The 12795-nt window shown below is 67.3% G+C and carries 8 protein-coding genes; 1 reads left to right on the forward strand and 7 read right to left on the reverse strand.

Going from position 1 to position 12795, the window contains the following annotated elements:
• Window positions 1-179: 179 nt before the first annotated feature.
• The 5 genes from ABZ848_RS30540 to nrdR all read right to left on the reverse strand — a co-directional run bounded on the left by ABZ848_RS30540 (window position 180) and on the right by nrdR (window position 8187).
• A complete protein-coding gene (locus ABZ848_RS30540; protein WP_360837086.1) occupies window positions 180-1295 on the reverse strand; it encodes a hypothetical protein in 1116 nt (371 codons plus the stop codon).
• A 1151-nt stretch (window positions 1296-2446) separates the two neighbouring features.
• Window positions 2447-2770, reverse strand: a complete 324-nt coding sequence (locus ABZ848_RS30545; RefSeq protein WP_360837087.1) for a helix-turn-helix transcriptional regulator — start codon at window positions 2768-2770, stop codon at window positions 2447-2449.
• Window positions 2767-3885 carry a tyrosine-type recombinase/integrase gene (locus ABZ848_RS30550; protein WP_360837188.1) on the reverse strand — a complete coding sequence of 373 codons (1119 nt, stop codon included), beginning with the start codon at window positions 3883-3885 and terminating at the stop codon, window positions 2767-2769. Before ABZ848_RS30550 ends, ABZ848_RS30545 begins: the two co-directional genes overlap by 4 nt.
• Before the next feature lie 677 nt (window positions 3886-4562).
• Window positions 4563-7463: a vitamin B12-dependent ribonucleotide reductase gene (locus ABZ848_RS30555; RefSeq protein WP_360837089.1), complete on the reverse strand. Its 2901-nt coding sequence runs from the start codon at window positions 7461-7463 to the stop codon at window positions 4563-4565.
• 163 nt (window positions 7464-7626) lie between these two features.
• Window positions 7627-8187, reverse strand: a complete 561-nt coding sequence (gene nrdR, locus ABZ848_RS30560) for a transcriptional regulator NrdR (RefSeq protein WP_360837091.1) — start codon at window positions 8185-8187, stop codon at window positions 7627-7629.
• Window positions 8188-8752: 565 nt separating this feature from the next.
• On the opposite strand from nrdR, the gene lexA reads away from it, so the two are divergent.
• Complete coding sequence (lexA, locus tag ABZ848_RS30565; RefSeq protein WP_242764938.1) at window positions 8753-9532, forward strand: transcriptional repressor LexA; 780 nt, start codon at window positions 8753-8755, stop codon at window positions 9530-9532.
• Between the two features lie 159 nt (window positions 9533-9691).
• Here the strand turns inward: lexA and ABZ848_RS30570 are convergent, their stop codons facing one another.
• Together ABZ848_RS30570 and ABZ848_RS30575 are read right to left on the reverse strand one after the other, a co-directional pair.
• The gene (locus ABZ848_RS30570) at window positions 9692-11716 is read right to left on the reverse strand and encodes an ATP-dependent DNA helicase (protein WP_360837093.1); all 2025 of its coding nucleotides are present in this window, start codon (window positions 11714-11716) and stop codon (window positions 9692-9694) included.
• Between the two features lie 284 nt (window positions 11717-12000).
• Window positions 12001-12639, reverse strand: a complete 639-nt coding sequence (locus ABZ848_RS30575; RefSeq protein WP_360837095.1) for a GNAT family N-acetyltransferase — start codon at window positions 12637-12639, stop codon at window positions 12001-12003.
• Between the last annotated feature and the right edge of the window lie 156 nt (window positions 12640-12795).

Here is a 12795-nt window from a genome sequence, read left to right on the forward strand (position 1 = left end):
CGACAGCAATCGCCGCGACAAGCCCTTGACTCGGCGGCGGGTTGCATCAAACGCAACAGCCAAGCGTCACGCGCGTCAGGGCGGTGGAGCCGCGAGATCGGCTCCACCGCCCTGACCAGCTAGTTCACCTCAAGCGGGTGCCCCTGATACTGGTGGAGTGCACGTATTCGAGGGGTGCGCTATTCCTGCTCCGCCCGAGCTGCGAGGTAGGAGGCCCAGTCCCGCTTTACGAGCCTGGACCATCGGACGGCCGTGTTGATGTGGAGGCCAAGCAGATCGGCCATCACCGGGGCCGGGAGGTCGGCTGCCAGGGAGCAGAGGGCGCCGTTGCGTGCAGGGCGGATCTGGATCCCCACTGCGTTGAGTTGTTGCGTGAGCCGGCCGTGCTCCATGGCGGCTTGAGGACGAGACCCAGGGAACAGCAGCTCCTCGAACTGTCTGGGGTCTTTGAGGATGGGGCGACGGCCAGTGGGAGCCGCAACGGCGAGTTGCTGCAACAGTTCAGCGAGCGGCGGTGGCGTGAGAACTGGGTGCTGGCCAAGCGTGAGATAGGTGCGGTCATCGGCTACTGATATGTGTGAGCGCGTAAGCGTGACAATGTGCTGGGGAACCTGGCCGTAGAGGAGCACGAGGGCGCCAGCAACCCGCAGGTGAAGCGGCATGGTCTCGTCGTGAAAGCAACGCCGTAGGAGCCGCCATCGCTCGTGGTTGTCGAGGATGTGATTCGGATCTTCCCTGCGTCCGAGCCAGGGAACGGTGAGTTCTCCGGCAAGTTGGCGACTGTGCGCCCAGCGGAGGAAGTCTCTGATCCTGTAGTGGGTGGCGGTTCCTCCTGCGAGCCACGCATCAAGCTGGGGTTGGGTCACCGTCGCGAGAGTGAGGCTCTGTTCGTCCAGCCACGTCAGGAAGCGGCTCGCGATCAGAATGCGTGATCGGGCGTATTTTCGAACGCTGGGTGTAGAGGCGCGTCCTCGGCTCCGTCCTCGGGCTCGCCGAAGCACCGACCATGACGCGTAGGGACGAAGGATCTTCGTGACGTGCGCGGGCTGCGCTGCGAGCAGCGTGTCAAGCCACGATGGAAGTCCGTCGAGGTACTCATCGCGCTCTTGCAGGATGCCGGCAGCGACCAGGACTCTGCGCAAATACTGGACGTGCCGCTGATGAGAAGGAAATCCGTCGAGGAGGTCATGCGTGATCTCCTCATGCTCTTTGGCGAGTTGACCGAGGAGGTCTCCCCAGTCGGAGCGGTAGAGCCAGATGAGGATCTGGTAGGGGTCTGTCTCGTAGTCCAGCATCTGCAGCAAGGGGCGTAACTGGGAACGAATGTTTCCGCCTGGTCCGGAAAGTAGCTCTTGGACGCGCTGGAATGCGACACATCGCGGGCACCGACCGTCGGCGAACAAGGCATCAAAGCGACCGCAGAGGGCGCAGTTCCACTTTCGAGCATCGCCAGCACACGGGCCGCAGGTTCTCCCGTCAGTGGAATCGATGCCGATAAGCGGACGGATTTCGCCGCATCGGGCGCAGGGAGCGGGGTTGCGGCGGATCTTCGTATGGCAAGCTCCGCAGACATCGCCGAGAGGCAGTCGCGAGTGGATCACACGCACATTGCCACAGATGGTGCACTCTCGGCGGGGGCGTCGCCGAGAGCGGCAGCTGCTGCAGCGGGGTTCGCCCGTTGTGCGGCCGCGGCTGCATGGCCGCTGTTGGCCGCAGTCGACACAAGTGAGAATGGGTGGGTTCCAGCATCGTTCGCAGACCAAGTTTCCTGATGGCCAGTCACGGCGACGGTTCACGGTGAGCCGACCACAGGCGTCGCATTCGGCGGCTCTGGATGCGTGGTAACACCGGCCGCAGAGAGGACCCTGGTCGGTGTGGCTGTGGGCGGGCCGGTCGCGACCACAGGACGAGCATGTGTGAGTCGGCTTGGGCATGCAGTTCTGGCAGAGCGCGCTCCCATCGCGCCTACCGGCTACTGGTGCAGCCTTGCCACAGACTCCGCATTCCTCCCAATAAGATTGATCGCGGCGCTTGCATTTCGAACACACAGGACGGTTGTCCGCGTCGCGGAGTGCCACCTGGCGTAATTCGCCGCAACGACCGCAAGGGAGTGCATGCTGGCGGTTGTAGCAGGTGACGCAGATTCTCCCGTCCTCGACCTTGTGACTTAACGGTCTAACGCGAGAACAATGGGCGCACTTGGCGCGCTGGACGCCCGGGTGGCCTGATGCCAGAGCATCGAGCAGCTTGAGCCGGGCAGCTGGGCCGTCGGAGCGCCCGGAAGTCAACGCATCCGGATTTTCCTGCAGGTAGGAAATCAGATCGCTGGCGGCGGTTGGACGCAAGCGAAGGTTGCTGAGGCAGTCCGCGAGTGCTTCGGCATCCGCGTCAGGCAATGCGGTGCGGAGCAGTTGCAGGATGTCGGCCGATACCTCAGTCCTCCGGGTCACAGACCCTCCGGCCGACGGATCGTCGAGCGCCGCACTGCGGGGGGCGGGGGCTTCTCACCTCCGGCAGTCTTGCGGACCTGCTCGTTGACGACCTCGACGTCGATGAGATCGTTCGGGGTGCACCCGAGGATGTCGCAAAGGGCAGCGAGGGTGTCCATGGACAGCCGTTGCGGTGGCTGGGTGACCAGGCGAAACACCTGCTCCCGAGACAAATGGACGCCGCGCTCAGCCAGCAGGGGCACCAGGTCAGTGGTCTGGAACAGTTCACGGTCCGCCATCAGCTTCCGCAGATTCCAGCGGATTCCCATCTTCTTGATCACGACTGTTTCTCCCACAAGTCCCGGTCGCGTTCCAGCGACCGCCGGAGCAGCCGGTTGCGGTACTCGTCCGACACGCCGGTGTAGATCGCCGTCGTGGAGGCGTATGCATGTCCGACCTGGTCCTGCACGAACCGCTCCGGGTAGTCGAACTCGATCAGGTGCGTAATGTACGAGTGGCGCAAGCAGTGCAGGTCGAGATCCTCCGACAGGCCGGCTTCACTCCGGGCGGCCTCGAACGCCGCATTGATTGCGCGGACCGACAGGCGCCCAGCCCGTTCAGTCACCCACAACCCTGGATGCTGGCGCGGTCCGAAGGCTGGGCGGATCTCGTCGACCCACTGCTCCAGCACAGGCACGACCCAGTCCATCTCTGGCACCGTCAATACCGTACGTCGCTTGGGCGGACTGCCGTTGGCGGACTTGCCCCAACGCACGAATAGCGCGCCGAAGTGGCCGAAATGGCGAGCCTTCGGGTTGTGCCGCAGATCGGCTAAGTCCAGCCCCCACGCCTCCCGGCGCCGCAGGCCAAACGCATAGATCGTCTTCAGAACGATTGCATCTCGTTGAGCGGCCAGCGCCCCTTTGCGGCCTCGGGCCCGGATGTGCTCGACCAACGAGTCGGCTGCGTCAAAGAGCTCTTGCACCTCGTCGTAGGTCAGTGGCCGACGCCGCGGATCACCTTCGTACTCGGCGACGTGGGTGACGGTGTTCCATTCGTGGAGGATCTGTACTGGTGCTTGCCCGAAGCGTTCGTGGCACTGCTGGGGCCAGCCGTACCGGACGTCGGTGATGTACTCCATGAACAGGCGCAGGGTGTGCTGATAGCCGCGGGCCGTCGACACCACGATGGGCCTGGCCCCTGAACGCAGATGCCCGATGAAAGCCTCGACCTCCGCTGGCTGCCACTGCCATGGGTACTCGTTGGTGAATCCGGCGAAGCGGCGCACCAAGTCGGTCCTCGATCGGATCGTGGAATCCTTCAAGAACCGGGTCCGCTGCTGGCAGGTCCAGCCCTCCAGCATGGCATCGAAAACCGTGGGCTCGGGGTCCAAGTACGCGACGTTGCCCGCGAGCACGAGATGAGCAGCACCAGCGAGGTCCCCAACCCGACTCATGTGTTGCATCAAACACAACATTGATGCTTTTGGTCAAGCAGGGGAGGTAGCCGCCCCGGTTGTAGGCCCAGGGCGGCGTTGATCACTTCTTCGTGTTCGCGCGGCCCCCGCTGCGCGGGGGCGTCTGAGCAAGAGCGCTCGCCGCCGCCGACCGCTCAGCCGGGGTCGCCTTCGGGCTCGAAAGCGTCCGGCCTGCAGCCGACGCAGCACGCTGACCGGTCTGGTCCGCGTTCCTGCCTCCGCTGCGCGGGGGCGTCTGAGCGAGCGCACTGGCCGCCGCTGACCGCTCAGCCGGGGTCGCCTTCGGGCTCGAAAGCGTCCGGCCCGCTGCCGACGCGGCACGCCGACCGGTCTGCGCGGAGTTCCTCGCCTGACCTGCACTCTTGCCACTCTTGCTGGACATAAGCACCACCTCCTTCCCGGGCGGTTTTGATCCGCGACCCGGAAAGTGATGTCATTGGCAGTCCTACCCGCGAAAGGACATACCGTCCGAGTCGCAACGAACGCTCGGTCCCCTACAGGACCGGGCGTTCGTCGTTTCAGTCACCGAGATTCGGTACTGGAACGTCTGCTGGCAGCCCCGGACCCATAACGGTCCGGGGCTCACCGCTCACCTACATCGAGATGCGCTCACACAGAACTGTCGGGTGTTGCATTCGATGCAATAAAGCCCACTATCAGCTGCAGCCGCTGGTCGAGCCGCAGCCCTCGCAGATGTAGCAGGAACCGGCCCGCTGCATCTTCGTACCGCAGGAGAAGCACAGCGGGGCGTCGGCCTGGATGCCCAGCTGCATCTCCACCAGCTCGGCGCTGGTGTGGGCCTGCTTCGGGGCGGGCTTGGCCGCCTCGACCTCGGCACGCGGCGTGGCGACGGCCTTCAGCTCCTGGGCGCGCGGCGCCGACTGGGCGAGGCCCTCGACGTCCACCTCGTCCTCGGAGGGCTCGTACGAGCCGGTCTCAAGGTGCCGCTGACGCTCCTCGGCGGAGTGGATGCCGAGCGCGGAGCGCGTCTCGAAGGGCAGGAAGTCCAGCGCCAGGCGGCGGAAGATGTAGTCGACGATCGACTGCGCCATCCGCACGTCCGGGTCGTCCGTCATGCCGGCCGGCTCGAAGCGCATGTTGGTGAACTTCGAGACGTACGTCTCCAGCGGCACGCCGTACTGGAGGCCGACCGAGACCGCGATCGAGAAGGCGTCCATCATGCCCGCGAGGGTGGAGCCCTGCTTGGACATCTTCAGGAAGACCTCGCCGAGACCGTCGTCCGGGTAGGAGTTGGCGGTCATGTAGCCCTCGGCGCCGCCGACCGTGAAGGACGTCGTGATGCCGGGGCGGCCCTTGGGGAGACGCTTGCGGACCGGGCGGTACTCGATGACCTTCTCGACCGCCTCGCGGATGGTCGCCTCGGCCTTCTCCGTGACCTCGACCTTCTCCTTCTCCTTGGTCTTGGCGGAGAGGGGCTGGCCGACCTTGCAGTTGTCGCGGTAGATGGCGAGCGCCTTGACGCCCATCTTCCAGGCCTCGAAGTAGATCTCCTCGACCTCCTCGACGGTCGCCGACTCCGGCATGTTGACCGTCTTGGACAGCGCGCCGGAGATCCACGGCTGGATCGCGGCCATCATGCGGACGTGGCCCATCGCGGAGATGGAACGCTCGCCCATGGCGCAGTCGAAGACCTCGTAGTGCTCGTGCTTGAGGCCGGGGGCGTCGACGACATTGCCGTGCTCGGCGATGTGGGCGACGATCGCCTCGATCTGCTCCTCCTGGTAGCCCAGACGGCGCAGGGCCTGCGGGACCGTGCCGTTGACGATCTGCATCGAGCCGCCGCCGACCAGCTTCTTGAACTTGACCAGGGCGAGGTCGGGCTCGAGGCCGGTGGTGTCGCAGGACATCGCGAGACCGATGGTGCCGGTCGGGGCGATGACGGACGCCTGGGCGTTACGGAAACCGTTCTTCTCACCGAGGCGGATCACGTCCTGCCAGGCCTCGGTGGCGGCGGCCCAGATCGGCGTGTCCAGGTCGTCCATGCGAACGGCCTTGGTGTTCTCGTCCGCGTGCTGCTTCATGACGCGGTTGTGGGCGCTCGCGTTGCGCGCGTAGCCGTCGTACGGGCCGACGACCGCGGCGAGTTCGGCGGAGCGCCTGTACGACGTACCCGTCATCAGGGAGGTGATGGCGCCGGCGAGGGCGCGGCCGCCGTCGGAGTCGTAGGCGTGGCCGGTCGCCATCAGCAGGGCGCCGAGGTTGGCGTAGCCGATGCCGAGCTGGCGGAACGCGCGCGAGTTCTCGCCGATCTTCTGGGTCGGGAAGTCCGCGAAGCAGATGGAGATGTCCATCGCGGTGATGACCAGCTCGACGACCTTCGCGAAGCGCTCGACCTCGAAGGACTGGTTGCCCTTGCCGTCGTCCTTCAGGAACTTCATCAGGTTCAGCGAGGCGAGGTTGCAGGACGTGTTGTCCAGGTGCATGTACTCGCTGCAGGGGTTCGAGCCGTTGATACGGCCGGACTCCGGGCAGGTGTGCCAGTGGTTGATGGTGTCGTCGTACTGGATGCCCGGGTCGGCACAGGCCCAGGCGGCCTCGGCCATCTTGCGGAACAGGGCCTTGGCGTCGACCTCTTCGATGACCTCGCCGGTCATCCGCGCGCGCAGACCGAACTTGCCGCCCTGCTCGACCGCCTTCATGAACTCGTCGTTCACACGCACCGAGTTGTTGGCGTTCTGGTACTGGACGGAGGTGATGTCCTCGCCGCCGAGGTCCATGTCGAAGCCCGCGTCGCGCAGGGCGCGGATCTTCTCCTCCTCCTTCACCTTGGTCTCGATGAAGTCCTCGATGTCGGGGTGGTCGACGTCCAGGATGACCATCTTGGCGGCGCGGCGGGTGGCGCCACCGGACTTGATGGTTCCGGCGGAGGCGTCGGCGCCGCGCATGAAGGAGACCGGACCGGAGGCGTTGCCACCGGAGGACAGCAGTTCCTTGGAGGAGCGGATCCGGGAGAGGTTCAGGCCGGCACCCGAGCCGCCCTTGAAGATCATGCCCTCTTCCTTGTACCAGTCGAGGATCGACTCCATGGAGTCGTCGACGGCAAGGATGAAGCAGGCGGAGACCTGCTGGGGCTGCGGGGTGCCCACGTTGAACCAGACGGGGCTGTTGAAGCTGAAGATCTGGTGCAGGAGGGCGTACGCCAGCTCGTGCTCGAAGATCTCGGCGTCGGCGGGCGAGGCGAAGTACTTGTAGTCCTCACCGGCCTTCCGGTACGTCTTCACGATGCGGTCGATCAGCTGCTTGAGGCCGGTCTCGCGCTGCGGGGTGCCGACGGCGCCCCGGAAGTACTTGCTGGTGACGATGTTGACCGCGTTCACCGACCAGAAGTCGGGGAACTCGACGCCGCGCTGCTCGAAGTTGACCGAGCCGTCGCGCCAGTTGGTCATGACGACGTCACGGCGCTCCCACTGGACCTCGTCGTACGGGTGCACGCCGGGGGTGGTGTGGATGCGCTCGATACGCAGGCCCTTGTTCGCTGCCGCCTTGGTGCCCTTGGCGCGGGAACTCCGTGCCGGACCGCTCGCCGTCTCTGTCATGCCGCCTCCCTGTACGGGCTAAAACGCCCTGAAGTGCCACGATGTTCCCGAGGCACGGTGTTCTGTCTTGTGTCGGAGGCACCCTCACGCTGCCCCCAACAGGTCTTCGGATCGCCGCCGTCCGGCCGGATCCGGGGTCTCCGCCCGGTCTCCGGCCCGCCGATCAGTCGGCGGCGTGCGCGGGCTCGGGGACCTGAACGGCCTCTCCGGGCCCTGCGTCGTCTTCCTGGCTCCCCACGACAGCGTCCGGGCGGTCTTCGTCGTCCGCGGCGGCGCGTCGCGTCTCCTCCCTGAGTTCCGCGATCGCGGCCTCGAAGTCCTCGAGCGAGTCGAACGCCCGGTAGACGGAGGCGAATCGCAGATACGCGACGAGGTCGAGCTCCTGCAACGGGCCGAGTATGGCCAGCCCCACGTCGTGGGTGGTCAGCTCGGCGCTTCCGGTGGCCCGCACCGCCTCCTCGACCCGCTGGCCGAGCTGGGCGAGTGCGTCCTCGGTGACAGGCCGTCCCTGGCATGCCTTGCGCACGCCGTTGATGACCTTGGTACGACTGAAAGGCTCGGTGACTCCGGACCGCTTGACCACCATGAGCGAACACGTCTCCACGGTCGTGAAACGACGGGAGCAGTCCGGACACTGGCGGCGCCTGCGGATCGACGTGCCGTCGTCGGTCGTACGACTGTCGACGACGCGGCTGTCGGGGTGCCTGCAGAAGGGGCAGTGCATGAACTCCCAACCCTCCTCACAGCAGACTCAATAGCCTCGTTGAGCCCCACGGGCCCCTCGAAGCAGCCCCAAGCATAGGCGATGGCCAGGGGTCCGGAGACCCGGGGGACCACAACTTCTGGGCTGCTACTGCAATCCAAGCACTACATGTAGGGATTGACCCATAGAGACACGCCGTACGCGTGCGTAGCGCGCGTATTGGCATGTGCCACGTGACCGCGAGGGCGCACGGAACGCGCACACGCACAGCCGTACCGTTACGGCACATGCGGAGATACCGTGGGTGCCGCAAGGAGGGGGCGTGCGACTCCAGCGCAGATGGAGGCCGGTTCCCGGTTGACGGGATGCCGGATGGCAGACTGGGGCGACAACCCACGAGGTCAGCATCCCGGCGGTGAAGAGTACAACAATGGACCCTTTTGTCCGCCAGGTGCCGCGTTAGCCATACACCCAGACACATGATCAAGTCAGGCGATCCACGGTTTTTCACTCGAACGTGTGTTTGGCGCAACCTTTCGAAAGCAACTACCGTTGTCCAGCAGGGAGACCATCGAGAGGGGCCGACGTGACCACCACCGCAGACAGTGCCACCATCACTGCCCAGGACCGCTCCCAGGGCCGACTCGAGCCGGTGCATGCGATGAACGAAGCCGTGAATCCCGAGGGGCACAAGCGCTCCCTGCCGGGCCGACCTCCAGGCATCCGGGCGGACAGTTCCGGGCTGACCGACCGGCAGCGCCGGGTGATCGAGGTCATCCGGGACTCGGTGCAGCGGCGCGGCTACCCGCCGTCGATGCGGGAGATCGGCCAGGCGGTCGGCCTGTCCAGCACCTCCTCGGTCGCGCACCAGCTGATGGCACTGGAGCGCAAGGGCTTCCTGCGCCGCGATCCGCACCGCCCGCGCGCGTACGAGGTGCGCGGCTCCGACCAGGGCGCCACCGTGCAGCCCACCGACACCGCCGGCAAGCCCGCCGCGTCGTACGTCCCGCTGGTCGGCCGGATCGCCGCCGGTGGCCCGATCCTCGCCGAGGAGTCGGTCGAGGACGTCTTCCCCCTCCCCCGCCAACTGGTCGGTGACGGCGAGCTGTTCGTCCTGAAGGTCGTCGGCGACTCGATGATCGAGGCCGCGATCTGCGACGGCGACTGGGTCACCGTCCGCCGCCAGCCCGTCGCGGAGAACGGCGACATCGTCGCCGCGATGCTCGACGGCGAGGCCACCGTCAAGCGCTTCAAGCGCGAGGACGGCCACGTCTGGCTCCTCCCGCACAACGCGGCGTACGAGCCGATCCCGGGCGACGACGCGACGATCCTCGGCAAGGTGGTGGCGGTGCTGCGCCGCGTGTGACGGCTGCGGCCGGGCGGTTCCTCGTGGGTACCGCCCCATGACCGGGCCCCGGGACCCCTGCGCCGGTTCCGGGGCCCTGTGCTGTCCGGACCCCGCTGACGGGTGGTCCGCGATCGGGGGGTTAGCCTGTCGCGGCGCCGCGACAGGCTAACCCCCCGATCATTCGGCCTCCGCCTCCGCTTCCGCCGCTCCCGCGCTCTCCACCGCGGCCGCCGCTTCCGCGGCCTTCGCCGCCGCGTCGATCGCCGCGAGCGACTTCCGCACCTGGTTACGGTCCGTCGTGTACCAGAAGTCCGGCAGCGACGCCTTCAGATAGCTGCCGTACCGCGCCGTCGCCAGCCGCTGATCCAGTACGGCGACCACACCGCGGTCCCCCGACGCCCTTACGAGGCGGCCGGCGCCCTGGGCCATGAGCAGCGCGGCGTGTGTGGCGGCGACCGCCATGAAGCCGTTGCCCCCCGCGTCCTCGACCGCCTTCTGCCGCGCACTCATCAGCGGGTCGTCCGGACGCGGGAACGGGATCTTGTCCATGACCACCAGCTGGCAGCTGGAGCCGGGGACGTCGACGCCCTGCCAGAGCGACAGCGTGCCGAACAGACAGGTCTTCGGGTCGGCCGCGAAGTTCTTGATCAACTCGCCGAGGGTCTCCTCGCCCTGCAGCAGGATCGGGAACTCCGGGATACGGGTGCGCAGTTCCTCGGCAGCCAGCTGCGCGCCCCGCATGGACGAGAAGAGGCCGAGCGTACGGCCGCCGGCCGCCTGGATCAGCTCCGTCAGCTCGTCCAGCATGTCCGCGCGGTCGCCATCGCGCGCGGGGCGCGAGAGGTGCTTGGCGACGTACAGGATGCCCTGCCTGGGGTAGTCGAAGGGCGAGCCGACGTCGACGCCCTTCCACTGCGGGAGGTCCTCGCCCTCCGTGCCTTCCGGGGCGAGCCCGAGCGAGGCACCCACGCCGTTGAAGTCGCCGCCCAGCTTCAGAGTCGCGGAGGTCAGGACGACCGAGCGGTCGGCGAAGAGCTTCTCCCGCAGGAGGCCCGACACGGACATGGGGGCAACCCTGAGGGAGGCCCCGAAGCGGTCGTGCCGCTCGTACCAGACGACGTCCCACTCGGACCCGTTGGTGACCCGCTCCGCCACGTCGTGCACCGACTCCACCGACGCCAGCGCCTGCTTGCGCACCGCGTCCTCGTCCTGGACGGACTTGTCACGGGTCGTGCCGATCGCGGAGATCACCGTACGGCAGGCGTCGCGCAGCGCCATGAGCGCGTAGCCGAGGTCCTCCGGGATCTCCTCCAGGCGGCCCGGCAGGGCCAGCTCCATGAGCCGTTCGAAGCCCTCGGCGGCGGTCTGGAGCTGGTCGGCGGCCTTCTCGTTGACCAGCTTCGCTGCACGGCGCACGGCTCGGTTGACCTGACCGGGGGTGAGCTCGCCGGTGGCGACGCCCGTCACCCGCGAGACCAGCTCGTGCGCCTCGTCGACGATCAGCACCTCGTGCTGCGGCAGGACCGGGGCGCCCTCGATGGCGTCGATCGCGAGCAGCGCGTGGTTGGTGACGACGACCTCGGCCAGCTTGGCGCGCTCGCGGGCCATCTCGGCGAAGCACTCGGCGCCGTAGGCGCACTTCGACGCGCCCAGGCACTCGCGGGACGAGACCGACACCTGGGCCCAGGCACGGTCGGAGACGCCGGGGGTCAGGTCGTCGCGGTCGCCCGACTCGGTGTCGTCCGACCAGTCCCGCAGGCGCAGCAGGTCCTGGCCCAGTTTGCTGGTGGGCGCGGCCGCCTCGAACTGGTCGAAGAGGCCCTCCTCCTCGTCCTGCGGAACACCCTCATGCAGGCGGTGCAGGCACAGGTAGTTCGATCTCCCCTTGAGCATCGCGAACTCCGGGCGGCGGCGCAGCAGCGGATGCAGGGCATCGACCGTGCGCGGCAGGTCGCGCTCGACGAGCTGGCGCTGCAGAGCGAGGGTGGCGGTCGCCACGACCACACGCTCCCCGTGCGCGAGCGCAGGCACCAGGTAGCCGAGCGACTTACCGGTGCCGGTGCCGGCCTGGACCAGCAGATGAGAACCGCCGTCGATCGCCTCCGCGACGGCTTCGGCCATGGTCACCTGGCCGGGGCGCTCCGTACCGCCGACGGCAGTAACGGCAGCGTGCAGGAGTTCGGGGAGTGAGGGCTTCGTCATAGGGCGACCACCCTACGACCCGGCACTGACAAACGGGCGATCAAGGCGGGGGCGAGGGGTGGGATCAAGATCGGGTTTTCCTTGGTCGGGGTGGGGGTGAGTGGGGTTGGTCAAGGTCGTTCGGGTTCGGTTGTGGGCGGTACAGGGTTCGGTTGCGGGCGGTTCAGGGACGGGCACCTGAGTCGATTCGGGGTCGCGGCGTGGAGTCGGAAATCGGATCGGCGGGGGTGGGAACCGGATCGGCGCGGGCGGTGTACCAAAAGTGATGATGTTGTGGCACGGGGTCACAGCAGATCGCGCAGGGATCGGTCTCGGACCATGAGGGCGGCTCGCTTGGCGGGCAGGTCGACCTCGGCGGAGAACCGGAAGCCGGCGCTCAGAAAGGCGGCGATGGAGGGGGTGTTGCGAAGGTCAGGTTCCGCGATGACGCGTGCGCAGGCAGGACGTTTGTCGAGCGCGAGGTCGGCGACAGCCCGGAGCAGCGTGCTTCCCAGCCCTCGCCCACGGTCGGCGACAGATCCGATGAGGAGGTGGATTCCGGTGTCATGAGGTCGAGCGGGATAGTGGCGGGCCAGCGGGTCGAGGTCCGCCCGGTAGATCTCCCAGTAGCTCATCGGCGCGCCCTCCAGCACCCCGAGGCACGGAACGCTGCGCCCGTCCCCGGCGAGCTGGGTCCGCAGGTGATCCTCGGTCACGGTCTGGGAACCGGCCAGCTCCCAGAATTCCGCGACGGCGGGGTCGTTCATCCAGCGGGTGATCAGGGGTAGGTCCCGGCCGATGTGCACGGGGTGGAGCTGGAACTCGCCGATGGGCGTGATGACGGGTCCCCAGTCGGAGACGTGGTCGAGGAGGCCGTCGTCGGCTGCGGCGCCGGAGGCATCGCGCGCTGGAGACGGCGTGAGTGCCGGACACGGCGTGGGCATCGGAGACAGCCTCGGCGTCAGTCGAAGCCTCGCCTTCACGCCGGCTCGGGCCCCCGCCGCCACCGCCGTCCTCGGCCTCCTCAGCGAAGAGGGCGATCAACTCGTCGGGCAGACGCAGGTCCAGCGTGTCCTCGCTGTCCGGGCCCTCGCCGGTGT

It is taken from the genome of Streptomyces sp. NPDC047081 (assembly GCF_040643775.1).
Classification (GTDB): Bacteria; Actinomycetota; Actinomycetes; order Streptomycetales; family Streptomycetaceae; genus Streptomyces.

Excerpts from the sequence above, each read along its gene's own strand:
- nrdR (WP_360837091.1), bottom strand. The coding sequence starts at position 8,187 with ATGCACTGCCCCTTCTGCAGGCACCCCGACAGCCGCGTCGTCGACAGT.
- ABZ848_RS30555 (WP_360837089.1), bottom strand. The coding sequence starts at position 7,463 with ATGACAGAGACGGCGAGCGGTCCGGCACGGAGTTCCCGCGCCAAGGGC.
- ABZ848_RS30570 (WP_360837093.1), bottom strand. The coding sequence starts at position 11,716 with ATGACGAAGCCCTCACTCCCCGAACTCCTGCACGCTGCCGTTACTGCC.
- ABZ848_RS30575 (WP_360837095.1), bottom strand. The coding sequence starts at position 12,639 with ATGCCCACGCCGTGTCCGGCACTCACGCCGTCTCCAGCGCGCGATGCC.
- ABZ848_RS30550 (WP_360837188.1), bottom strand. The coding sequence starts at position 3,885 with ATGAGTCGGGTTGGGGACCTCGCTGGTGCTGCTCATCTCGTGCTCGCG.
- ABZ848_RS30540 (WP_360837086.1), bottom strand. The coding sequence starts at position 1,295 with ATGCTGGACTACGAGACAGACCCCTACCAGATCCTCATCTGGCTCTAC.